The 22,181-nt window shown below is 69.8% G+C and carries 18 protein-coding genes and 2 tRNA genes; 16 read left to right on the forward strand and 4 right to left on the reverse strand.

Annotation, left to right across the window (positions count from 1 at the left end; all coding sequences use genetic code 11):
* From dnaA to VE614_RS05745, 11 genes are all read left to right on the forward strand, one after another.
* A partial coding sequence (gene dnaA / locus VE614_RS05695; RefSeq protein WP_324933020.1) for a chromosomal replication initiator protein DnaA occupies window positions 1–1,446 on the forward strand: 1,446 nt, incomplete at its 5' end.
* Window positions 1,447–2,511: 1,065 nt separating this feature from the next.
* Window positions 2,512–3,642: a DNA polymerase III subunit beta gene (dnaN, locus tag VE614_RS05700; protein ID WP_324933022.1), complete on the forward strand. Its 1,131-nt coding sequence runs from the start codon at window positions 2,512–2,514 to the stop codon at window positions 3,640–3,642.
* Window positions 3,643–3,832: 190 nt separating this feature from the next.
* Complete coding sequence (gene gnd / locus VE614_RS05705; protein ID WP_324933025.1) at window positions 3,833–4,708, forward strand: phosphogluconate dehydrogenase (NAD(+)-dependent, decarboxylating); 876 nt, start codon at window positions 3,833–3,835, stop codon at window positions 4,706–4,708.
* An 86-nt stretch (window positions 4,709–4,794) separates the two neighbouring features.
* Window positions 4,795–5,916, forward strand: coding sequence for a DNA replication/repair protein RecF (recF, locus tag VE614_RS05710; protein ID WP_324933027.1), 1,122 nt, complete (start codon window positions 4,795–4,797; stop codon window positions 5,914–5,916).
* Complete coding sequence (locus tag VE614_RS05715; protein ID WP_324933031.1) at window positions 5,913–6,443, forward strand: DUF721 domain-containing protein; 531 nt, start codon at window positions 5,913–5,915, stop codon at window positions 6,441–6,443. Before recF ends, VE614_RS05715 begins: the two co-directional genes overlap by 4 nt.
* A 447-nt stretch (window positions 6,444–6,890) precedes the next feature.
* Window positions 6,891–8,963 (forward strand): DNA topoisomerase (ATP-hydrolyzing) subunit B, encoded by a 2,073-nt coding sequence (gene gyrB / locus VE614_RS05720; RefSeq protein WP_324933249.1) that lies wholly within the window; start codon window positions 6,891–6,893, stop codon window positions 8,961–8,963.
* Window positions 8,964–9,005: 42 nt separating this feature from the next.
* Complete coding sequence (gyrA, locus tag VE614_RS05725) at window positions 9,006–11,600, forward strand: DNA gyrase subunit A (RefSeq protein WP_324933034.1); 2,595 nt, start codon at window positions 9,006–9,008, stop codon at window positions 11,598–11,600.
* 18 nt (window positions 11,601–11,618) lie between these two features.
* Window positions 11,619–12,371 carry a DUF3566 domain-containing protein gene (locus VE614_RS05730; RefSeq protein ID WP_324933037.1) on the forward strand — a complete coding sequence of 251 codons (753 nt, stop codon included), beginning with the start codon at window positions 11,619–11,621 and terminating at the stop codon, window positions 12,369–12,371.
* A 100-nt stretch (window positions 12,372–12,471) separates the two neighbouring features.
* Window positions 12,472–12,548, forward strand: a tRNA-Ile gene (locus VE614_RS05735).
* A gap of 488 nt (window positions 12,549–13,036) precedes the next feature.
* Entirely contained in the window at window positions 13,037–13,300 is a 264-nt protein-coding gene (locus tag VE614_RS05740; protein WP_324933040.1) for a lactococcin 972 family bacteriocin, read from the forward strand.
* Window positions 13,301–13,329: 29 nt separating this feature from the next.
* Window positions 13,330–14,088 carry a DUF6518 family protein gene (locus VE614_RS05745; protein WP_324933042.1) on the forward strand — a complete coding sequence of 253 codons (759 nt, stop codon included), beginning with the start codon at window positions 13,330–13,332 and terminating at the stop codon, window positions 14,086–14,088.
* 141 nt (window positions 14,089–14,229) lie between these two features.
* Here the strand turns inward: VE614_RS05745 and VE614_RS05750 are convergent, their stop codons facing one another.
* Window positions 14,230–14,625 (reverse strand): DUF6344 domain-containing protein, encoded by a 396-nt coding sequence (locus VE614_RS05750; RefSeq protein ID WP_324933045.1) that lies wholly within the window; start codon window positions 14,623–14,625, stop codon window positions 14,230–14,232.
* Between the two features lie 339 nt (window positions 14,626–14,964).
* On the opposite strand from VE614_RS05750, the gene VE614_RS05755 reads away from it, so the two are divergent.
* Together VE614_RS05755 and VE614_RS05760 are read left to right on the forward strand one after the other, a co-directional pair.
* Window positions 14,965–15,093, forward strand: a complete 129-nt coding sequence (locus VE614_RS05755; RefSeq protein ID WP_003999697.1) for a DLW-39 family protein — start codon at window positions 14,965–14,967, stop codon at window positions 15,091–15,093.
* A gap of 185 nt (window positions 15,094–15,278) precedes the next feature.
* Window positions 15,279–16,601 carry a hypothetical protein gene (locus VE614_RS05760; protein WP_324933048.1) on the forward strand — a complete coding sequence of 441 codons (1,323 nt, stop codon included), beginning with the start codon at window positions 15,279–15,281 and terminating at the stop codon, window positions 16,599–16,601.
* Here VE614_RS05760 and VE614_RS05765 read toward each other — a convergent pair.
* Together VE614_RS05765 and VE614_RS05770 are read right to left on the reverse strand one after the other, a co-directional pair.
* Window positions 16,598–18,067: a serine/threonine-protein kinase gene (locus VE614_RS05765; RefSeq protein ID WP_324933051.1), complete on the reverse strand. Its 1,470-nt coding sequence runs from the start codon at window positions 18,065–18,067 to the stop codon at window positions 16,598–16,600. The two genes, VE614_RS05760 and VE614_RS05765, sit on opposite strands and share 4 nt — an antisense overlap.
* Window positions 18,068–18,220: 153 nt before the next feature.
* Complete coding sequence (locus VE614_RS05770; protein WP_324933054.1) at window positions 18,221–18,769, reverse strand: DNA-binding protein; 549 nt, start codon at window positions 18,767–18,769, stop codon at window positions 18,221–18,223.
* Between the two features lie 183 nt (window positions 18,770–18,952).
* Here VE614_RS05770 and VE614_RS05775 point away from each other — a divergent pair.
* Window positions 18,953–19,025, forward strand: a tRNA-Ala gene (locus VE614_RS05775).
* 598 nt (window positions 19,026–19,623) lie between these two features.
* Here VE614_RS05775 and VE614_RS05780 read toward each other — a convergent pair.
* Entirely contained in the window at window positions 19,624–20,328 is a 705-nt protein-coding gene (locus VE614_RS05780; protein ID WP_324933057.1) for a DUF5324 family protein, read from the reverse strand.
* Window positions 20,329–20,623: 295 nt separating this feature from the next.
* Between VE614_RS05780 and VE614_RS05785 the strand changes: the two genes are divergently transcribed.
* Window positions 20,624–21,157, forward strand: coding sequence for a peptidylprolyl isomerase (locus VE614_RS05785; protein ID WP_324933060.1), 534 nt, complete (start codon window positions 20,624–20,626; stop codon window positions 21,155–21,157).
* 93 nt (window positions 21,158–21,250) lie between these two features.
* Complete coding sequence (locus VE614_RS05790; RefSeq protein ID WP_324933063.1) at window positions 21,251–22,144, forward strand: rhomboid family intramembrane serine protease; 894 nt, start codon at window positions 21,251–21,253, stop codon at window positions 22,142–22,144.
* Window positions 22,145–22,181 lie beyond the last annotated feature (37 nt).

Raw genomic sequence — 22,181 nt, forward strand, 5'->3', positions numbered from 1 at the left:
CGCCGTCCGTGGTCGGTGGTCGAGGCGCAGCGCGCCGAGGAGGACCGGGAGACCCGCGACCGCACGGACGACGGGCGCAGCGCGTTCGGCGTGCGCGCCGACGTGCGGCCCGCCTGGGAGGACGACGACGCCGACGCACCCGACCCCCGGCCCGCCGAGCGGGACGTCGAGGAGTGGGCGCCCACCGACTGGAGCCCGCCGGCCCGGCGCCCGGCCGGCCGCGGCACCCGTGCGGCCGACCGCGACTGGGGCGGCACCGACCTCGACGAGGACGGCGTGGCCGTGCTCCCCTTCAACCTGAGCACCGGCGAGGCCCCCGAGCCGCCCGCGCCGCCGTCCCGCGGCCGCCGCGGCGGCTCCCGTGGCGGCGGGGACGCCGTCCCCCTGTTCGGCGACCGCCGCGCTCCGGCCGGCGCGCAGGACCCGGGGCTGAACCCCAAGTACGTCTTCGACAGCTTCGTCATCGGCAACAGCAACCGGTTCGCCCACGCGGCGGCCGTCGCCGTGGCCGAGGCGCCCGCCCGCGCCTACAACCCGCTGTTCATCTACGGCGACTCCGGACTGGGCAAGACCCACCTGCTGCACGCCATCGGCCACTACGCGGCGCGGATGTTCCCCAACGTGCGGGTCCGCTACGTGAGCACCGAGGAGTTCACCAACGAGTTCATCAACCTGGTGCACTCCGGCCGGGCCGAGGAGTTCCGCCGCCGCTTCCGGGACATCGACTTCCTGCTCATCGACGACATCCAGTTCCTGGAGCGTGCCGAGCGGACGCAGGAGGAGTTCTTCCACACCTTCAACACGCTGCACAACGCCAGCAAGCAGATCGTCATCACCTCCGACCGGGCGCCGAAGAAGCTGACGACGCTCGAGGACCGGCTGCGCACCCGCTTCGAGTGGGGGCTGATCACCGACGTCCAGGCGCCGGACCTGGAGACCCGCATCGCGATCCTGCGCAAGAAGGCCTACGGCGAGCGGCTGCAGGTGCCCGACCCGGTGCTGGAGTTCATCGCCAGCAAGGTGCAGACCAACATCCGCGAGCTCGAGGGCGCGCTGATCCGGGTCACCGCGTTCGCCAGCCTCAACAAGCAGCAGGTGGACCTGCCGCTGGCCGAGCTGGTGCTCAAGGACCTGATCAGCGACGAGCAGGGCCCGCAGATCACCGCGGCCATCATCATGGCGGCCACCGCGGAGTACTTCTCCGTGACGATGGAGGAGCTGCAGGGCGCCAACCGCAGCCGCACGCTGGTCAACGCCCGCCAGATCGCCATGTACCTCTGCCGGGAGCTGACCGACCTGTCCCTGCCCAAGATCGGCCAGCAGTTCGGGGGCCGTGACCACACCACGGTGATGCACGCCGACCGCAAGATCCGCAATCTGATGGCCGAGCGGCGCTCCATCTACAACCAGGTGACCGAGCTGACGAACCGCATCAAGAACGGCTGACGGCGCCACCCCAAGGCTCTGAGGGCGCTCCCGGGAAGATCCGGGGGCGCCCTTCGTCATGCGGCGCGGTGCTGGCGGGGCGGAGAAAGGATCGGCGGCGCGGAGACAGGATCGGCGGCGCGGTGCCGGCGGGCGGAGACAGGAGAGCGGCGTCGCGCGGCGGGGCGGGGCGGGGGCGGGGGCGACGGCGTCAGGGGACGCCCGTCCCGCCTCCCCGCAAGCCCAGCCCGCCGTCCCGGGGCCGCCCGGTCACGCCCCTCACCGCTCCCGTCGACCACCCCGCTGTTCGATTACCTGCCGGGTTACGGCCACTCTCCACAGATCCGGTGACTTTCTTCCGTCCACACACTGGGGACTGCGAAGTTGTCCAGATCGCGTCCACAGGCAGCCCGGTCGAAAGACCATCAGACCAGGTCAGGCCCTTGTGGATTCGTGGACGAACGATCTCCACAGACTGTGGACAACGCGATGGTCCACAAGCTGTGCACGGAGTTGTCCACCGGCAACCCACAGGCTGGGGGCGGTTGTCCCCAGCGATCCCCAGCTTCTCCACATGCCTGTCCACTGTTCGGCAACGCGGCGCGCCTTCTCACCGCGTCGAGTGAAAGCCGTCACACAAAGGTGCCGGGTTGGGCTGTGGGAAAGAGGGGTAAAACTGGGGACGGCGCTGGGGAGAACTCGCCCTCGCCTGTGCATGGGATGTGCAGAACTTTCTGTTCTCCACAGAGGCCCCCGGTTGTCCACCGGTTCCACCCACAGGGCCCGTGGACAAAATCTCCGCGCTGAGCTGGGCAAACGTGGTTATCCACGGTATCCACAGGCCCTACTACTACCAACGACTAGAGAGAGCCCGGAAACCGTTTCGAAGCGGGCCCTGTGCACAACTCGCCCTTCGCTGCCCGACTGCCCCTCGGCGCGACTTGACCCCGAGAGGCACCTACTGTCAGTGCGGTGCGTCAGACTGGTCCCCGGTGTCCTTCCCCTCCACGGGGCCGGCGACACCGAGACAGACGACGAAGGCGAAGCAGGGCGAGAAGCGCCGGCAACAGCAGGAGGCGGCTTACGGTGAAGATCCGGGTGGAACGCGACGTACTCGCGGAGGCAGTGGCCTGGGCGGCGCGCAGCCTCCCGGCCCGTCCGCCGGCGCCTGTCCTCGCCGGCCTGCTGCTGAAGGCCGAGGACGGCCAGCTGAGCCTGTCCGGCTTCGACTACGAGGTCTCCGCGCGGGTGAGCGTCGAGGCCGAGGTCGAGGAGGACGGCACGGTCCTGGTCTCCGGCCGCCTGCTCGCCGACATCTCCCGGGCGCTCCCCAACCGTCCGGTGGAGATTTCCACAGACGGTGTACGGGCGACCGTGGTCTGCGGCTCCTCCCGCTTCACCCTCCACACCCTGCCGGTGGAGGAGTACCCGGCGCTGCCGCAGATGCCGAACGCGACCGGCACGGTCCCGGGCGAGGTCTTCGCCTCCGCCGTGCAGCAGGTGGCCATCGCCGCGGGCCGTGACGACACGCTGCCCGTCCTGACCGGTGTGCGCATCGAGATCGAGGGCGACACGGTCACGCTGGCCTCCACCGACCGCTACCGCTTCGCGGTCCGCGAGTTCCTGTGGAAGCCGGAGAACCCGGACGCCTCCGCGGTCGCCCTGGTGCCCGCCAAGACGCTCCTGGACACCGCGAAGTCCCTGGGCGCCGGTGACAGCGTCACCCTGGCGCTCTCCGGTTCGGGCGCGGGCGAGGGTTTGATCGGTTTCGAGGGCGCGGGCCGCCGGACGACCACCCGGCTGCTGGAGGGTGACCTCCCGAAGTACCGCACGCTGTTCCCGACGGAGTTCAACAGCGTCGCCGTGATCGAGACCGCCCCCTTCGTGGAGGCCGTCAAGCGCGTGGCCCTGGTCGCCGAGCGCAACACCCCGGTGCGGCTCAGCTTCGAGCAGGGCGTGCTCATCCTGGAGGCCGGCTCCAGCGACGACGCACAGGCTGTGGAAAGGGTCGACGCCCAGCTGGAGGGCGACGACATCTCGATCGCCTTCAACCCGACCTTCCTGCTGGACGGTCTGAGCGCGATCGACTCCCCGGTGGCCCAGCTGTCGTTCACCACGTCCACCAAGCCCGCGCTGCTCAGCGGCAAGCCGGCGCTGGACACGGAGGCGGACGAGGCCTACAAGTACCTGATCATGCCGGTCCGGCTCAGCGGCTGACGTTCTCCACAGCTGGGGAAAACCGCAGGTCAGGGCAGGCGTGCGGATGAGCGCGCAGGCCCACAGGTGTGCACGGGAGTCCGGGTTTAGGCTCGGACCCAGGGACGTCGCCGCCGGTGCGGGAAACCGCCCGGCGCGCCGTACCGAGCCGTACCGGCACGCCACCTCGGACACCTAAGGAACACAACTGATGGAGCTCGGTCTCATCGGCCTCGGCAAGATGGGCGGCAACATGCGCGAGCGGATCCGCCGCGCTGGCCACACCGTCGTCGGCTACGACCGCAACCCGGACCTCGCCGATGTCCACAGCCTGGAAGAGCTTGTGGGCAAGCTCAAGGGCCCGCGTGTGGTCTGGGTCATGGTCCCGGCCGGGGAGGCCACCCAGTCGACCGTCGACCAGCTCGCCGAGCTGCTGGAGCCCGGCGACGTCGTCGTGGACGGCGGCAACTCGCGCTGGACGGACGACGAGAAGCACGCCGCGGAACTGGCCGCCAAGGGCATCGGATTCGTCGACTGCGGCGTCTCCGGCGGTGTCTGGGGCCTGGAGAACGGCTACGCGCTGATGTACGGCGGCGACAAGGAGCACGTCGCCAAGGTGCAGCCGATCTTCGACGCGCTGAAGCCGGAGGGCGACTTCGGCTCGGTGCACGCCGGCAAGGTCGGCGCGGGCCACTTCGCGAAGATGGTTCACAACGGCATCGAGTACGCCATGATGCAGGCCTACGCAGAGGGCTGGGAGCTGCTGGAGAAGGTCGACTCCGTAGAGAACGTCCGCGAGGTCTTCCGCTCCTGGCAGGAGGGCACGGTCATCCGTTCCTGGCTGCTGGACCTCGCGGTCAACGCCCTCGACGAGGACGAGCACCTGGACGAGCTGCGCGGTTATGCACAGGACTCGGGCGAGGGCCGCTGGACGGTGGAAGCCGCCATCGACAACGCCGTGCCGCTGCCCGCGATCACGGCCTCGCTGTTCGCGCGGTTCGCCTCGCGGCAGGACGACTCGCCGCAGATGAAGATGATCGCCGCGCTGCGCAACCAGTTCGGCGGCCACGCGGTCGAGAAGAAGTAATCCACACCCTGGGGAAACCCGGGGGGACTGAGGGAAACCCCGGAGGCGACTTCCCGGGGGCACGCCGGAGGAGGTCGGCGACCGCCATGCACGTCACGCATCTGTCGCTGGCCGACTTCCGCTCCTACGCCCGGGCCGAGGTCCCGCTCGACCCGGGCGTCACCGCGTTCGTCGGCCCCAACGGCCAGGGCAAGACGAACCTCGTCGAGGCCGTCGGCTATCTCGCCACTCTCGGCAGCCACCGCGTCTCCTCGGACGCCCCCCTGGTCCGGATGGGCGCCGAGCGGGCCGTCATCCGCGCCCAGGTCCGGCAGGGCGAGCGGCAGCAGCTGATCGAGCTGGAGCTGAACCCCGGCAAGGCCAACCGCGCCCGCGTCAACCGTTCCTCGCAGGTCAAACCCCGTGACGTGCTGGGCATCCTGCGCACCGTGCTGTTCGCGCCGGAGGACCTGGCGCTGGTCAAGGGCGACCCGGGCGAGCGGCGCCGCTTCCTCGACGAGCTGATCACGGCCCGCTCCCCGCGCATGGCGGGCGTGCGCTCGGACTACGACCGGGTCCTCAAGCAGCGCAACACCCTGCTGAAGACGGCCGCGCTCGCCCGTCGCCATGGCGGCCGCTCGATGGACCTGTCCACCTTGGACGTGTGGGACCAGCACCTCGCGCGCGCGGGCGCCGAACTGCTCGCCCAGCGCCTGGACCTGATCAACGCGATCCAGCCGCTCGCCGACAAGGCGTACGAGCAGCTGGCCCCTGGCGGCGGCCCGGTCGCCCTGGAGTACAAGCCGTCCGCGCCGGGCGAGGCGCAGACGCGCGAGGCGCTGTTCGAGCAGCTGACGGCCGCGCTCGCCGAGGTCCGCAAACAGGAGATCGAGCGGGGCGTCACCCTGGTGGGACCCCACCGGGACGATCTGCTGCTCAAGCTCGGCGAACTGCCCGCCAAGGGGTACGCCTCGCACGGCGAGTCCTGGTCCTACGCGCTGGCGCTGCGCCTGGCCTCCTACGACCTGTTGCGCGCCGAGGGCAACGAGCCGGTGCTGATCCTGGACGACGTCTTCGCCGAGCTGGACACCCGCCGCCGGGAGCGGCTGGCCGAGCTGGTCGCGCCGGGCGAGCAGGTGCTGGTGACGGCCGCGGTCGACGACGACGTGCCGCACGTACTGGCCGGGGCGCGGTTCGCGGTGACCGGCGGGACGGTGGAGCGGGTATGAGCGACCGGGAACCGAAGCGCGCGCCCGAGCCGTCCGGCGTCGACCTCGCGCGCGTGGCGCTGCGGGCGGCGAAGGAGGCGGCACGCGCGCGTGGGGACGCGGCGCAGCAGAAGAAGCAGGCGCGGCGGGGCGGCGGTCTGCGCTCCGGGGCGCGCGCAGACGGCCGGGATCCGATGGCGCTCGGCGCGGCGATCAACCGGCTGCTCACCGAGCGCGGCTGGGAGGCGCCGGCCGCGGTGGGCGGGGTGATGGGCCGCTGGCCGGAGATCGTCGGCGAGGACCTGGCCAAGCACTGTGTGCCGGAGCGGTACGACGAGGACGAGCGGGTGCTGGTGGTGCGCTGCGACTCCACGGCCTGGGCGACGAACCTGCGGCTGCTCGCCCCGCAGCTGGTGGCCCGCCTCAACGAGGACCTGGGCCATGGCGCGGTCCGGATGATCAAGGTCCTGGGTCCCGGCGGCCCGGTCCGCCGCTACGGCCCGCTGCGCGCCCCGGGCAGCACGGGGCCCGGCGACACCTACGGCTGAGCCCGGGCGGTGGTCCAGTGATCCACTGCTCCCCGGCGAGCCCCTCGGACTCCCTCATCAGACTCACGTGACCGAATTCACTTCGCTCCGTCCCATGGGTCCCTTTTTTCCACAGAAGTCACTGTCTTGTCGTACAACCGCTCACGCATGCGATTTCGGACGTGACCGAGGGGTAGCTGAGGGTTGACACCGCAAAGCGCTGGGCGCCTCTGTGAGCCTCTTGGAGCCCCCATCCGTATATCGGGACCCGATCCAGGACGGTTCAGGGCGGCACATGAGGACTCAGGTACCGGCAAACCCCCATCACTGTCAGTGCTACCGGTAGACTGGAAGACAATCCCGCCCCGAACGTGGGGACCGCCCGGGAAACGCTGAGCAACGCTGATCAAGGCTTACCAACGCAACATGCCGCAGCCGCTCCGGCAACCCGCCGACGAGCCCGGCTCCGTGCTGTGCCAGAAAGGGCGCTTCGTGGCCGATTCCGGCAACCCCAACGAGAACATCCCGTCCACCGAGGCCATGGCCACAGGCGCCGAGGCCTCCGTCACTGCGTCCTACGACGCCAGTGCCATCACCGTCCTCGAGGGTCTGGACGCGGTCCGCAAGCGACCCGGTATGTACATCGGCTCCACCGGCGAGCGCGGCCTGCACCACCTCGTGTACGAGGTGGTCGACAACTCCGTCGACGAGGCGCTGGCCGGGCACGCGGACACGATCGACGTGACGATCCTCGCCGACGGCGGCGTCCGCGTCGTCGACAACGGCCGTGGCATCCCGGTGGGCATCGTCCCGTCCGAGGGCAAGCCGGCCGTCGAGGTCGTGCTGACCGTGCTCCACGCGGGCGGCAAGTTCGGCGGCGGTGGCTACGCGGTCTCCGGTGGTCTGCACGGCGTCGGCGTCTCGGTCGTGAACGCCCTCTCCAGCAAGGTCTCCGTCGAGGTGAAGACCGACGGCCACCGCTGGACGCAGGACTACAAGATGGGTGTTCCGACGGCCCCGCTCGCCAAGCACGAGGCCACGGACGAGACCGGTACCTCGGTCACCTTCTGGGCCGACGGCGACATCTTCGAGACCACCGAGTACTCGTTCGAGACGCTCTCGCGGCGCTTCCAGGAGATGGCGTTCCTGAACAAGGGACTGACCATCAAGCTCACCGACGAGCGCGAGTCGGCGAAGGCCACGTCCGGCGCGGACGAGGCGGGGGCGGACGAGAAGGACGAGCCCAAGACCGTCACGTACCACTACGAGGGCGGCATCGTCGACTTCGTGAAGTACCTGAACTCCCGCAAGGGAGACGTGGTGCACCCCACCGTGATCGACCTGGAGGCGGAGGACAAGGAGAGGAGCCTCTCCCTCGAAGTCGCGATGCAGTGGAACAGCGGCTACACCGAGGGTGTCTACTCCTTCGCCAACATCATCCACACCCACGAGGGCGGCACCCACGAAGAGGGCTTCCGCGCGGCGCTGACGAACCTGATCAACAAGTACGCGCGCGACAAGAAGCTGCTGCGGGAGAAGGACGACAACCTCACGGGTGACGACATCCGCGAGGGCCTGACCGCGATCATCTCGGTCAAGCTCAGCGAGCCGCAGTTCGAGGGCCAGACCAAGACCAAGCTGGGCAACACGGAGGCGAAGACCTTCGTCCAGAAGGCGGTCTACGAGCACCTCAACGACTGGCTGGACCGCAACCCGAACGAGGCCGCGGACATCGTCCGCAAGGGCATCCAGGCGGCCACCGCGCGCGTGGCGGCCCGCAAGGCCCGGGACCTGACCCGCCGCAAGGGTCTGCTGGAGTCGGCGTCCCTGCCGGGCAAGCTCTCCGACTGCCAGTCGAACGACCCCACCAAGTGCGAGATCTTCATCGTCGAGGGTGACTCCGCCGGCGGTTCTGCCAAGTCCGGCCGCAACCCGGAGTACCAGGCGATCCTCCCGATCCGGGGCAAGATCCTCAACGTCGAGAAGGCGCGGATCGACAAGATCCTCCAGAACCAGGAGATCCAGGCGCTGATCTCGGCCTTCGGTACCGGGGTCCACGAGGACTTCGACATCGAGAAGCTGCGCTATCACAAGATCATCCTGATGGCGGACGCCGACGTCGACGGCCAGCACATCAACACGCTGCTGCTGACCTTCCTGTTCCGCTTCATGCGGCCGCTGGTCGAGGCGGGCCACGTGTACCTGTCCCGTCCCCCGCTCTACAAGATCAAGTGGGGCCGGGAGGACGTCGAGTACGCCTACTCCGACCGTGAGCGCGACGCGCTGATCGAGATGGGCCGCCAGCGCGGCAAGCGCATCCGCGAGGACTCCATCCAGCGCTTCAAGGGCCTCGGCGAGATGAACGCCGAGGAGCTGCGTGTGACGACCATGGACCAGGAGCACCGCGTCCTCGGCCAGGTCACCCTCGACGACGCCGCCCAGGCCGACGAACTGTTCTCGGTCCTCATGGGCGAGGACGTCGAGGCCCGCCGCGCCTTCATCCAGCGCAACGCCAAGGACGTCCGCTTCCTCGACATCTGAGTCGGTCTCAGCTGACCGCACCAGGAAGGATCCTCACCAGCAATGACCGACGAGAACACTCCCGTCACCCCTGAGCAGGGCGGCGAGATCGCCATGCGCGTCGAGCCCGTCGGGCTCGAGACGGAGATGCAGCGCTCGTACCTCGACTACGCGATGTCCGTCATCGTCTCGCGTGCGCTGCCGGACGTCCGGGACGGCCTCAAGCCCGTCCACCGCCGCGTGCTCTACGCGATGTACGACGGCGGCTACCGACCCGAGCGCGGCTTCTACAAGTGCGCCCGTGTCGTCGGCGACGTCATGGGCAATTACCACCCGCACGGCGACAGCTCCATCTACGACGCCCTGGTCCGCCTCGCCCAGCCCTGGGCGATGCGCATGCCGCTCGTCGACTCCAACGGCAACTTCGGCTCCCCGGGCAACGACCCGGCCGCGGCCATGCGGTACACCGAGTGCAAGATGGCGCCGCTGTCGATGGAGATGGTCCGCGACATCGACGAGGAGACCGTCGACTTCACGGACAACTACGACGGCCGCTCCCAGGAGCCGACCGTCCTGCCGGCCCGCTTCCCGAACCTGCTGATCAACGGCTCCGCCGGTATCGCGGTCGGTATGGCGACCAACATCCCGCCGCACAACCTGCGTGAGGTCGCCTCCGGTGCCCAGTGGTACCTGGAGAACCCCGAGGCCTCCCACGAGGAGCTGCTGGACGCGCTCATCGAGCGCATCAAGGGCCCCGACTTCCCGACCGGTGCCCTCGTCGTCGGCCGCAAGGGCATCGAGGAGGCGTACCGCACCGGGCGCGGCTCGATCACCATGCGCGCGGTGGTCCAGGTCGAGGAGATCCAGAACCGCCAGTGCCTGGTGGTCACGGAGCTGCCGTACCAGGTCAACCCGGACAACCTCGCGCAGAAGATCGCCGACCTGGTGAAGGACGGCAAGATCGGCGGCATCGCGGACGTCCGCGACGAGACGTCGTCCCGTACGGGCCAGCGCCTGGTGATCGTCCTCAAGCGGGACGCGGTCGCCAAGGTCGTCCTGAACAACCTGTACAAGCACACCGATCTGCAGACCAACTTCGGCGCCAACATGCTGGCGCTGGTCGACGGCGTGCCGCGCACGCTGTCCCTGGACGCGTTCATCCGCCACTGGGTGACGCACCAGATCGAGGTCATCGTCCGCCGTACGAAGTTCCGGCTGCGCAAGGCCGAGGAGCGGGCGCACATCCTGCGCGGCCTGCTCAAGGCCCTGGACGCCATCGACGAGGTCATCGCGCTGATCCGGCGCAGCGAGACCGTCGACGTCGCGCGCGGCGGCCTGATGGACCTGCTGGAGATCGACGAGATCCAGGCCAACGCGATCCTGGAGATGCAGCTCCGCCGGCTGGCGGCCCTGGAGCGGCAGAAGATCGTCCAGGAGCACGACGAGCTCCAGGCGAAGATCACCGAGTACAACGGGATCCTCGCCTCGCCGGTCCGCCAGCGCGGCATCGTCAGCGAGGAGCTGGCCGCGATCGTCGAGAAGTACGGCGACGACCGCAAGACCCAGCTGGTGCCCTACGACGGTGACATGTCCATCGAGGACCTGATCGCAGAGGAGGACATCGTCGTCACCGTCACGCGCGGCGGCTACGTCAAGCGCACCAAGACGGACGACTACCGCGCCCAGAAGCGCGGCGGCAAGGGCGTACGCGGCGCGAAGCTGAAGGAAGACGACATCGTCGACCACTTCTTCGTCTCGACCACGCACCACTGGCTGCTGTTCTTCACCAACAAGGGCCGGGTCTACCGCGCGAAGGCGTACGAGCTGCCGGACGCCGGCCGCGACGCGCGCGGTCAGCACGTCGCCAACCTGCTGGCCTTCCAGCCGGACGAGGCGATCGCCGAGATCCTGGCGATCCGCGACTACGAGGCGGCGCCCTACCTGGTCCTGGCCACCAAGGCCGGCCTGGTGAAGAAGACCCCGCTGAAGGACTACGACTCCCCGCGTTCGGGTGGTGTCATCGCCATCAACCTCCGCGAGCGCGAGGACGGTTCGGACGACGAGCTGATCGGGGCCGAGCTGGTCTCGTCCGACGACGACCTGCTGCTGATCAGCAGGAAGGCGCAGTCGATCCGATTCACGGCAACGGACGAGTCGCTGCGCCCGATGGGCCGTGCGACCTCGGGTGTCAAGGGCATGAGTTTCCGTGAGGGCGACGAACTGCTCTCGATGAATGTGGTGCGACCCGGTACGTTCGTGTTCACTGCCACCGACGGCGGGTACGCGAAGCGGACCGCTGTCGACGAGTACCGCGTCCAGGGGCGCGGCGGCCTCGGCATCAAGGCCGCCAAGATCGTCGAGGACCGCGGCTCGCTCGTCGGTGCGCTGGTGGTCGAGGAGACCGACGAGATCCTCGCCATCACGCTGTCCGGCGGTGTGATTCGTACGCGAGTCAACGAGATCAGGGAGACGGGCCGTGACACCATGGGCGTCCAACTGATCAATCTGGGCAAGCGCGATGCCGTCGTGGGCATCGCTCGTAACGCCGAGGCGGGACGCGAGGCGGAGGAGGTCGACGGCGATGTGGCCGTCGACGAGACCGCCGAGGGTGTCGTGACCACCGGCACGGACGAGGGCGAGGCGCCCTCGGCCGAGTAGCACGAGGAGTGAGTCAGCGTGAGCGGAGCCACGGGCGCCGGATCGGCCGGTACCTCGACGGGTCCTACGACCGGTCAGGAAACGGACGGCGGCGGCCGTGGCTCCGCCGCGCAGGTGACGGATCCGCAGACGACCAATCTGCAAGCGATCAAGTCGCCCAAGAAGACGGAGAACTCTCCCTCGCCTGACACGCGTGGATCCCAGGGGGGAACTGTGACGGACACCCGAGGCCCGCAGACCCAGCAGCCGGGGGCCTCGCCGCTGCCGGGAGAACGGCAGCCGCAGCAGCCCGCCGGGCCGTACCACCCGCCGCAGGCCTACCCCGCGCAGGGGCAGGAGGCGCAGAGCGCGGCGGGGAGCGCGGTACGCCGGCCGCGCACCGGCGCGCGCACCCTGCCGCGCGTGCGCAAGGCGCGGCTGCGGGTGGCGAAGGCCGACCCGTGGTCGGTCATGAAGGTGAGCTTCCTGCTGTCGATCGCGCTGGGCATCTGCACCATCGTGGCGGCGGCCGTGCTGTGGATGGTCATGGACGCGATGGGCGTCTTCTCGACCGTCGGCGGCACCATCTCGGAGGCGACCGGCTCCAACGAGTCGAACGGCTTCGACCTGCAGGCCTTCCTGTCCCTGCCGAACGTCCTGCTCTTCACGTCGATCATCGCGGTCATCGACGTCGTCCTCGCGACGGCCCTCGCCACCCTCGGCGCGTTCATCTACAACCTCTCCGCGGGCTTCGTGGGGGGCGTGGAGCTGACGCTCGCCGAGGACGAGTGAGCCGGGTCCCGACCGGCGGCGACTATCGATTTTGGGACTGGCCCGGTCGTGCGCTAATCTTCAGGAGTCAGCGCGCGGGACACACACCGCAGAGCGCGGCGGGGCTATAGCTCAGTTGGTTAGAGCGCATCCCTGATAAGGATGAGGCCACAGGTTCAAATCCTGTTAGCCCCACCAGCACGAAGACCCCCGGTCCGGATGGATCGGGGGTCTTCGGCGTTCACGGCCGGGGAGCTTCGAGGACGTCGGAGCTTCGTGGACGTCGATGCGGGGAGGGGCCGTCCTTCTGGACGTTAGCCCCAAAAGGCAGGGTTTGCCCGTTTGGGTGGTTTGAATTCCGCACGCAATTCCAGCCAAGATCATTTATAGTGGATCTTGATCGGTTCGAGATCACTTCAAGGGCTGCGTGCGATATCCGCACGGACCAGCAGCCTTTTTGTTGACGGGGAGAAATTTTAATAATGAAGAAGTCCGTGACGAAGATAGCCATCGCCGCGTCTGCGACGGCTTTCCTTGGGACGTTGACCGCTGCGGCGCCCGCGACTGCGGCCGCCCCGGCGCCCGCCGCGGCCACGGTTCAGGTCCGCACATTCACCGCGGACAGCGGGGTCAAGCCTCCGGAGCAGCTCATCGGGCCGAACGGTGAGAAGCCCAAGGAATGGGGCGTGGTGAGCTATCCCGCCGACGCCAAGGGTCTGAAGACCCCGCGGGTGAGCAAGGGCGGCGGCACCTGGAACTACGGCACCACCAGGGACGGTGCTTACAAGGGCTGCTACTCGAACTACATCCACCCGACGAAGAAGCACTCGGCCAGCGTCGCCATCGCCAATGGCACCGACAAGGACACTCAGGAGAAGGACATCTGGGCCAAGGCGTACGCCAGGGCCGGAGCAGCCCACACCTGCAACGCCTACTGGGGCGTCTACTAGGCGCGGCGCCTGACACGGCGCACTGATCCATGTCCTGGCCTGCTGCCGTTCCGGCGGCGGTGGCCAGGGCATGGCTTGTTTCCGTTCGCCGGCGACTTCAGGTCGTCCCACGCCTCCGGCGTACGATCCCGCCGTACCGCGTCAACGAAACCTCCCCCCACCGCAAGGTTGTGCTCGTGCGTGCCTCTTTCTCGAGATTGACTCTGGTTCTGTCATTTTCCGTGGCCGTAGGAGTTCTCGGCCCTCTGCTCGGCCCGGTGGGCGGGCAGGTGAGCCAGGTCGCCGCCGACACGTTGAGTGCCGGGTGGGCCTATGCCGCGGTGGCCTATGCGGCCGGAATGGCGGGCACAACGAAAAGAGGGGCGGCGGTTCTCGGTGTCGTCTCTCTCTGGGTGTGCGTGTCGGCTTACTACGTGACGAAGGCCGCACAGGGCGATTACACAAAGGCGGACCTCGGCGACCCCACCGGGAAGACCGAGTACTTCGCTTTCGGGGAGCTGATGTCCATGATCGGTCTGTGGGGTGTGGTCGCCTGCTTCCTGGGACCCGTCTGCGCGATTGCCGGTAAGACATCACTCAGTGGTCCCTACCGGCTGGTAGCTCAACTCTTGTTGCCTCTTGTGGTCGTGGCCGAGACCACCATGCGCCTGGGGCATCCGGCTCCGCTTCAGAACCAGCTGGTGGTGACCATGTGGCAGGTCACCCGGATCGTGGCGATAGCCGCTGTCGTCGCTCTCTGCGTCATGGCGCTGTGGAAGCGGCGGCCGTCGGTGAGCCACGCGGGGTGAAGAGGCGCCGTGGGGGGCACGAAGGCCCGGTCACCGAAGGGTGACCGGGCCGCTTCGTGAGGGCGGTACGCAACGCGCCGTTCTGACAGGGGTGGAGCGGAGAGATTCGGGTCCGGGCGGGGGAGGCGGCGGGAGTAGGGCTCAGCGCTGGATAGGCGGCGCGAGGGGCTCGTCCGGTTCGGCCGGGGCCGCGTCGACCGCGTCGGTGGTGTCGGTCCGTGGTGCGCAGTCGGTGGTCGCCGGGGCCGCGTCGGCGAGGGAGCGGTGCCGGCAGCTCGGGGAGGAACCGTGGGCCTCGGCCCGGATCCGTTGCTTCATCGTGGGGGGCAGGGACCTGGCGTGGGGCCAGGCCGCGGGGGATGTCGCCGGTGTCGTTACCGGGGCGGTCGTGCCGGTGCCGGTGCCGCTGTTGCGGGTGGAGTCGGTCTGCGGTACGGCCGCGGCGGCGGTCGTGGTGACGAGTCCGAGCGCCGTGCACAGCGCGAGGAAGGCGGTGACGAAGGCGGTCCACAGCTTCATGACCGTGGTGCGGGCCATGGCCCCTCACTTTCGGGTTGGGCGATTTGCGTACTTTCCTCATGATGTGTATGAGGCTCGCGAAGTGGTGGACCGACGCCCGTGGCGCGTCGATGTTCAGATGAACACCACTCGAATGGGTGCAGGAGAGGAGAAAGGAGCGGAAGAGGGGGCGAAACGTCTTCGACATCACGTCGGGTGAGGAGGCGATCACCCTCCGGCCAACACGGTTTCTTCGACTTCTACGGCGGTGCCCCAGACGGGAGTTGAGCTCGGGGCGCAGGTCACCGATCGATATCGGTCGGTGTGTATAGTCGGGCGCCAGAGGTCCCCTACGTCAAGGAAAGACGAGGTCGCGCGGTGAAGAAGCTTCTCCTGGTCGCACTGGCCGCCATCGGCGGGCTCCTCGTGTACCGCCAGATCCAGGCGGATCGCGCCGAGCAGGATCTGTGGACGGAGGCGACTGACTCCGTGCCCACGGGTTCGTGATCACCGACAAGCCCTTCCGGGCACTCGGCACAGCCTGAGCACCCGGAACAGTCTGAACAGACCCCGGCCGCCGAAGCGGTCGGGGTTTCGTGTGTGGACGGTGAGGACGCCTGGGTAAGGGGGCCCGCGTGAGGTGGTGTCGTTCATCGGCGGTACGCGCGCGCGTGGCCGTCACCGGGGTGGTAATGGGAGCGCTGACCGCGCTGACGACGGCCTCGGCGTCCGCGGACCCGTACGCGTACCCGTCCGCTGACACCCATACGGCCTCGGACACGGCCTCGGACACGGCCTCGAGCACGGACGCGCGCGCGTACGCCTTCGCGGAGGGCGCCCGGCCCGTGTCCGGCGCGGCGGGCACCACCGAAGCCGCTCTCCTGGAGCCCGGCGGCACCTACCGCAGCACCCTCCCGGCCGGCAACGCCGCCTACTACCGCCTCGACCTCGACGCCGAGTCGACCGCCTACGTCTCCGCCACCGCCGTCCCCGGCCGCGCCGCCACCGTCTCCGCCTCCGACGGCATCAAGGTGTCCGTCCAGGACACCGACAGCCGCTCCTGCTCCTACGACAGCGCCACCGTCGGCGCCTCCCGCAGCCCGCGGCCGGTCACCGCCTGGGGCGCGCGCGAGGCCGACAAGCCGCGGTGCGAGGGCTCCGGGACGTACTACGTCGTCGTCGAACGTACGGGCGCTACGGCGGGCTCGGCGGCGGAGCCCTGGGGGCTGGAGCTCACCGTCGTCACCGAACCGCGCCCGGCGGGGACCGGTGCCACCAGCGCGCCGAAGGCCTGGGACTCCGCCTCCCCCGCACCGCCCGGCGACGAGCCCGAGCGGCGGTCCGGCGGCGCCGGGTTCGCCACGGCGACGGCGGTCGGGCAGGGCGTCTGGACCGCCGGCGTCGAGCCGGGGCAGACACTGTTCTACGAGGTTCCGGTCGACTGGGGACAGCAGCTGTACGCCACCGTGGAACTGGGCAGCGCGAGCGGCACCGACGGCACCGGACGCACCGACCACGACTTCGCCGCCGCCGCGCTGAACCTCTCCCTCCACAACCCCGTGCGGGCCTTCGTCGAGGACGCGGGCACCGGATACGACGGCAGACAGCAGTCGGCCGCGCTCGATCCGCTGCCGCCGGTCGACTACGCCAACCGGTACGCCCCGACCGGCCGGGTGCGCGGGCTGCGCTTCGCCGGCTCGTACTACCTCGTCGTGCATCTCGCCGCCCACGTCGCCGACAAGGTCGGCCCCGGGCCGTACGGGTTCACGCTGCGCGTTCGGGTGAAGGGGGACGCACGGAACGGTCCGCTGTACGCCGGCCGGTCGGTGCCCGCGGGGCTCTTCGAGGTCACGGACGGGGAGCGGGAAGCCTCGGCGGGCGGCACCGGCACCGCGGGAGGCGAGGGCCTGATGACGGCGATCGCGGCGGGCGGTCTCGGCGCGGGGACGGCGATTCTGGCGGGGCTGGCGGTGTGGGTGGTGCGGGCGCGGCGTGCCGGGGCCCCTGGTGCCTAGAGCTGGGCCAAGGCCCAGAAGCCCACGGCGTAGCAGGCGAGTGCCAGCAGCAGGAGGGGGACCGCCACTTTGGCGGGCGGGCCGGGGCGGCGGGCGGCGGCGTGCGAGCGGCGCCGGGAAATTCTCTGCGCGGGGAGTGGAACCTGCGGGTCTTGAGCGGTGTACGAAGCAGTAGAGGCATCGGCGGGCTGCCGCGGCGGCAGCGGTGGCGGAGGCGCCGGGGCGGGAGCCGGGTAGGGAGCCCGGTGAGGCGGCTGCGGCGTGTGTGACTGGGGGGACGGGAAATGGGTGGGGTGAGTCGGTCCGGAGAGTGCCTGTGGGGGCGGCGGCAAGTGGAAGCCGCCGGTGTCCGACATGCCGGGGCCGGGGGGTTGGGGGGAAGCGAGCGGCTGCCGGGGCCCGGAGCGCGCGTCCTGAGGGGGCTTCGGGCGGGGATCCACCGGCTGCGGCGGGGCATTGGTCCAGCCCGGCACGGAGGACGTGCCGGGCCAGGGGGAACCGGGGAAGGACCGGGACATCGAGTCCTCGCCCGGCTGCGCGGCCGGTCTCGGAGCGACGAAGCCCGTGCGCAGCCCGGGCGCGGTCTTCAGCGGGCCGTCCGGCCCGAACCCGTCGGGCAGCGGGCCGAGTTGGTCGAAGATCTCGACCAGCTCGTCGTCGGGGCCGGGCTCCGGCAGGAGTTCCGCGGCGGCGGCGAGCGCCTTGCGTGCCCCGGTGGCCGTGCGGAAGCGGGCCTGCGGGTCCGGTTGCAGCAGCGTCGCCACGACCTGCCACAGCGGCTCGGGAATGCCCTTGGGCGCCCCGGGCGTCCCCTGTTCCACGAAGTACCGCACCAGTGCCTTGACGTCCGGCTTGGCGCCCTCCAGCAGATACAGCGCGACCAGCCCCACGGCGAACAGATCGGCGGGGAAATCCGGCTCGGCGCCCATCATCTGCTCCGGGGCGAGGTAACCGGGCGTTCCCACCACGAGGTCGGTCTCGGTCAGCCGCGGCTCGCCGAACCGCATCGCGATGCCGAAATCGGACAGCCGCAGCCTGGGCCGGCCGGTGCCGGTGGCCTCCAGCAGGACGTTGGCGGGCTTGATGTCCCGGTGCACCACGCCCTCGGCGTGCACCGCGGACAGCCCGGACAGCAGCTGGTCCAGCAGGGTGCAGACGAAGGCCGGCGGCAGTGGCCCGTAGTCGCCGACGAGGTGGACCAGGGAGCCGCCCGCGACCAGGTCCATGGTGAACAGCACTTTGTCGTCGTCGGCGGCCCAGCTGGCGGGGGCCAGCACATGGGGGTGATCGATGCGCAGCGCCTGTTCACGGACGAAGCGGAGCAGCGAGTGCGCGTCGCGCTGCTGGAGGACCTTGGCGGCGACATAGCGGCGGCGCCGGTGGTCCCAGGCGCGCCAGACGGCGCCGGTCCCGCCGCGCCCGATCGGATCGACCAGTTCGTACCGGCCGGCGAAGACCTCACCCATCGCTGTGCGCCGCTCCTCCCCCTGGACCCCTGCGTTCCCCCCTTGCATTCCCCCGTTGCTCGGTTTCCCCCCTGTTTCCCGCTCCGGGATTGCGCCCGGTCCCCTCAGGACGGCGGCCCGCTGCCGCACCCCTTCGGCGACCGGGCCGGTGGCTCAGCTCTGGTGGGACTGGTAGTGCGCGACCGCGTCGGAGGTGCGGCCCGCGCCGTAGACCCGGAGGAACTCCGCCAGTTCCGGGTGGGTCGGGGCGAGGGAGTCCGCGGCCTCGATGATGTCGCCCGCGGCGGCCACCGAGCGCAGCAGCGACTGGATCTCGCGGACCACGCGCTTGACCGTGGGCGCCCCCGAACCGGTGGTCGTCTGCGTGGTGTTGCTGAGCACCGAGCCCCCCTGCGACTTCTTGATCTCTTCCATGCGCTCGGTGGCCTCGGCCGCGCTCACGCTGCCGTCCGAGACCTGCCCGGCCAGCTCCTGCAGCAGCTGCACCCGCTGGACCACGGCGGGATTGCCGATCTTCGCCCGCTGGCCGCTCATCAGCTGCGACAGCATCGGCGCGGACAGTCCCAGTACCCCCGCGAGACGAGCCTGGTTGAGGCCAAGATCGTCGATGAGCTTACGGAAGAGCGCCCCCAGCGGCTCCCCGTACCAGTTCCGCTGCAGTTCCCGCGCTCTTGCGGTGGCTTCCTGCTGTGCGGCGTCCATTGCGTCTCCCCATCGCTTCCCCAGAAACCGCGGTTCGCTGTAGCGAACCACGCCGAGCATCTTACGGAGAGTGGTCGTTCACGGGGACCCCCCAATCTTTTTGCGAGATACCGGGGGCGACCCGCTACTCTGGTCTGCGGCGCCCGCCGGTATGCGGTTCCTCCGGCCGGACGTCTCCCTTCCGGGGCCTTAGCTCAGTTGGTAGAGCGCCGTCTTTGCATGGCGGATGTCAGGGGTTCGACTCCCCTAGGCTCCACTTCGGGAAAGCCCCTCCGGCTTGCGGTGACGCGAGACGGAGGGGCTTTTGCGTGGGCGGGACGAGCGGCGGGGGCGGCGGGGCGAGCGGCGACCCCCAGGCGTACTGGTATTCGATTCCGGTGATGCGGAGTGCCGCCGGGCAGGGGAGGGCGGCGGCCTCGGTTCCGGGGGGTGGGGGGAGCGTCAGGCGGCGCTATCCGCGTCCTCCTGCGGTTTCCGTACCTCACGCCGGGCCTCGCCGGGCCTCGCCGGGCCTCGCTGGGCCTCGTCGGGCCTCGCCGGGCCTCTCTTCGGGTCCTACCGGGGCAGCCGCACTCACCGTGAAGCGGGCGGGTCGTCGCCGCGCCGCTCGGCAGGTGCGCGGACCGTCGGCCGGGCTGGATTCCCTCCGTGATCCTCGGCTCGCAGATGCAACCGGGTTACGTTTGCCAGGTGGGACCAAGCGAGCCATGACGCAACCCGCCATGGGCCTGGACTTGGCTTTCGCGAACGTTCGTCGAGAGGGTGGCTACCGGTTCCACGTGAAACATCGCTGCGGGGCGGGAGAGCCACAACTCCCCTGCCCCGCACCGGTTTTCATGCCGCAGACGAAGTACTCAGCCACGTTCGTCCCGGTCGGCGGCCTCCTCCTCGGCTTCCTTGGCCTGGACCTCGGGGTCCACCAGCAGGGCCGGGTCACTGCCGTCCACCGACGTCAGCCGGCCGGTCTCGGGCACCTCGGTCGCGGCGGGGGGCTCGACCAGCCAGTCCGGGTTGGCCTGCTTGTCCCACCACTTCCAGGCGGCGAAGGCACCGCCTCCGATCAGGCCCAGTGCCGCCAGGACCTTGAACGCACGGCCGGCCTTCGCGCGCCGCTCGTGCTTGCGGATCAGCTTCTGGATCTCCTCGGGCGAAATCTGGCCGCGCAGCGCGGCCAGCGCCGCGACGCCCCGTGCCGTCGCCTCGCTCTTGACGGGCCCGGCCGCGGCGACCGCCTGTTCGATCCGGGGCCGGGAGTAGTCGGCGGCCTGCCGTGCGGCCTTGCGGGTCCGGTAGGCGGCCTCCTGGGCGGCGTGGTCGACCTTCGGCGGCACATGCGAGCGGGCCTGCTCCAGATACGGCGCGAGATGTGCCGCGTACTGGACGCGGGCCTGCCCGGCGGCCTGCGACACCTTGGGCGCGAGGCGCGCACGGGCCTCCTGCGCATAAAGCGCGGCTCGGTCCTTGGCCGTGTCGGCGTAGGGCGCCACCACTTCCGCGGCGTGCAGCACGCTGTCCTTCGCCGAGCCGGTCGCGGCGCGCACGCTGTCGATGCGGGTCACGGGTTCCTCCTCCTCGGTGGCGTACGGTATTTCGACTTTCCACCCTTTTACGGATCATGCCTGCCGAAGCGTGGAGCGGCATGCGCGGGCGGGCATCCGGGTCACTCCCTCCGTACGGGGAGTGACCCGGGGAGCGACAGGGGGATCGATAAGAGATGAATCCGGGGCAACGGGGGCTTGTCGTCGACAATGCCACGGATCGCCGCCGTGCGCTGGCGAACACGGGCGCCGGGCGACGCGGGACCCGGTCCGTGCGAGGATCGTGGGGTCACAGGAAGACAACGGAAGGCACATCGTGGCTCAGCAGCTTTACGCCACTCTGAAGACCAACCACGGCGACATCGAGGTCCGGCTCTTCCCGAACCACGCGCCGGAGACGGTCAAGAACTTCGTGGAGCTCGCCCAGGGCGAGCGGGAGTGGACCCATCCGGCCACGGGTGAGAAGTCCACGGCCAAGCTGTACGACGGCACGGTCTTTCACCGGGTCATCAGCGGCTTCATGATCCAGGGCGGCGACCCGCTGGGCAACGGCACGGGCGGCCCGGGGTACCAGTTCAAGGACGAGTTCCACCCGGACCTGCGGTTCGACAAGCCGTACCTGCTGGCCATGGCCAATGCCGGCCCGGGCACCAACGGCTCGCAGTTCTTCATCACGGTCGCCCCGACGGCCTGGCTGAACCGCAAGCACACCATCTTCGGTGAGGTGACCGACGCCGCCAGCCAGAAGGTCATCGACTCCATCGCGAGCGCCCAGACCAACCCGCGCACCGACCGTCCGCTCAACGACGTCGTCATCGAGACGGTCGTCGTGGAGTCCCGCGAGGGCTGACCGGCGACGGCCGCCCCGCGAGGGAACCAAACGCCCCCTCCGTCCGTAAGGATGGAAGGGGCGTTTCTCGCTCACGACGACGTAGGGGACCTCATGGACCAGGTGTCGGAAAGTCCGCAGGAGGCGCACAGCCTGCCCGGCTGCTACCGCCACCCGGACCGTGAGACCGGGGTGCGCTGCACCCGCTGTGAGCGGCCGATCTGCCCCGAGTGCATGGTCAGCGCCTCGGTCGGCTTCCAGTGCCCGGAGTGCGTCCGGGGCGGCTCCGGCACCGGGCACCGTCCCGACGCCGCTCAGCCCCGCAATCTCGCCGGAGCCCCCGTCGCCGTCACCGGCGATCCCCGGCTGATCACCAAGATCCTCCTTTTGATCAACCTCGCGGTGTTCATCGGCGTGCACGTCTCCTCGACGCTGCTCGGGAAGCTGGTGCTGATCGGTGAGTGGCCGCCGGCGCCCTGGCTCCCGACCGAGGGCGTCGCCGCGGGCGAGTGGTACCGCCTGGTCACGGCGGTGTTCACGCACGAGGAGGTCTGGCACATCGCCTTCAACATGCTGAGCCTGTGGTTTCTGGGGCCGCCGCTGGAGGAGGCGCTCGGCCGGGTCCGCTATCTCTCGCTCTATCTGATCTCCGGACTGGCGGGCAGCGGCCTCGCGTATCTGCTTCAGCCCGCGTCGACGGCCTCCCTCGGTGCCTCGGGCGCGATCTTCGGCCTGTTCGGCGCCACAGCCGTGCTGATGCGCCGCCGCAACTACGACATGCGCCCGGTGATCGCCCTGCTGGCGATCAATCTGCTCTTCACCTTCAACCCGGGTTTCAACATCTCCTGGCAGGCCCATGTCGGCGGCCTGGTCGGCGGAGTGGTGATCGGCTACGCCATGGTCAACGCCCCGCGGGAGCGGCGGGCGCTGGTGCAGTACGGCACCTGTGCGCTGATGCTGGCGGTGGTGGTCGGCATGGCCCTGCTGCGGACCGCCCAGCTCACCTGAGCACCTCTCTCACCCCCTGAGCGGGCGGTTGTCCACA

It is taken from the genome of Streptomyces sp., from assembly GCF_035645055.1.
Classification (GTDB): Bacteria; Actinomycetota; Actinomycetes; order Streptomycetales; family Streptomycetaceae; genus Streptomyces.

What these genes read in the sequence shown, in the direction of transcription:
- VE614_RS05770 (WP_324933054.1), bottom strand. Translation starts at nt 18,769, where the DNA reads ATGGACGCCGCACAGCAGGAAGCCACCGCAAGAGCGCGGGAACTGCAG.
- VE614_RS05765 (WP_324933051.1), bottom strand. Translation starts at nt 18,067, where the DNA reads ATGGGTGAGGTCTTCGCCGGCCGGTACGAACTGGTCGATCCGATCGGG.
- VE614_RS05750 (WP_324933045.1), bottom strand. Translation starts at nt 14,625, where the DNA reads ATGGCCCGCACCACGGTCATGAAGCTGTGGACCGCCTTCGTCACCGCC.
- VE614_RS05715 (WP_324933031.1), top strand. Translation starts at nt 5,913, where the DNA reads ATGAGCGACCGGGAACCGAAGCGCGCGCCCGAGCCGTCCGGCGTCGAC.
- recF (WP_324933027.1), top strand. Translation starts at nt 4,795, where the DNA reads ATGCACGTCACGCATCTGTCGCTGGCCGACTTCCGCTCCTACGCCCGG.
- gnd (WP_324933025.1), top strand. Translation starts at nt 3,833, where the DNA reads ATGGAGCTCGGTCTCATCGGCCTCGGCAAGATGGGCGGCAACATGCGC.
- VE614_RS05790 (WP_324933063.1), top strand. Translation starts at nt 21,251, where the DNA reads ATGGACCAGGTGTCGGAAAGTCCGCAGGAGGCGCACAGCCTGCCCGGC.
- VE614_RS05760 (WP_324933048.1), top strand. Translation starts at nt 15,279, where the DNA reads ATGGGAGCGCTGACCGCGCTGACGACGGCCTCGGCGTCCGCGGACCCG.
- VE614_RS05745 (WP_324933042.1), top strand. Translation starts at nt 13,330, where the DNA reads ATGTCCTGGCCTGCTGCCGTTCCGGCGGCGGTGGCCAGGGCATGGCTT.
- gyrA (WP_324933034.1), top strand. Translation starts at nt 9,006, where the DNA reads ATGACCGACGAGAACACTCCCGTCACCCCTGAGCAGGGCGGCGAGATC.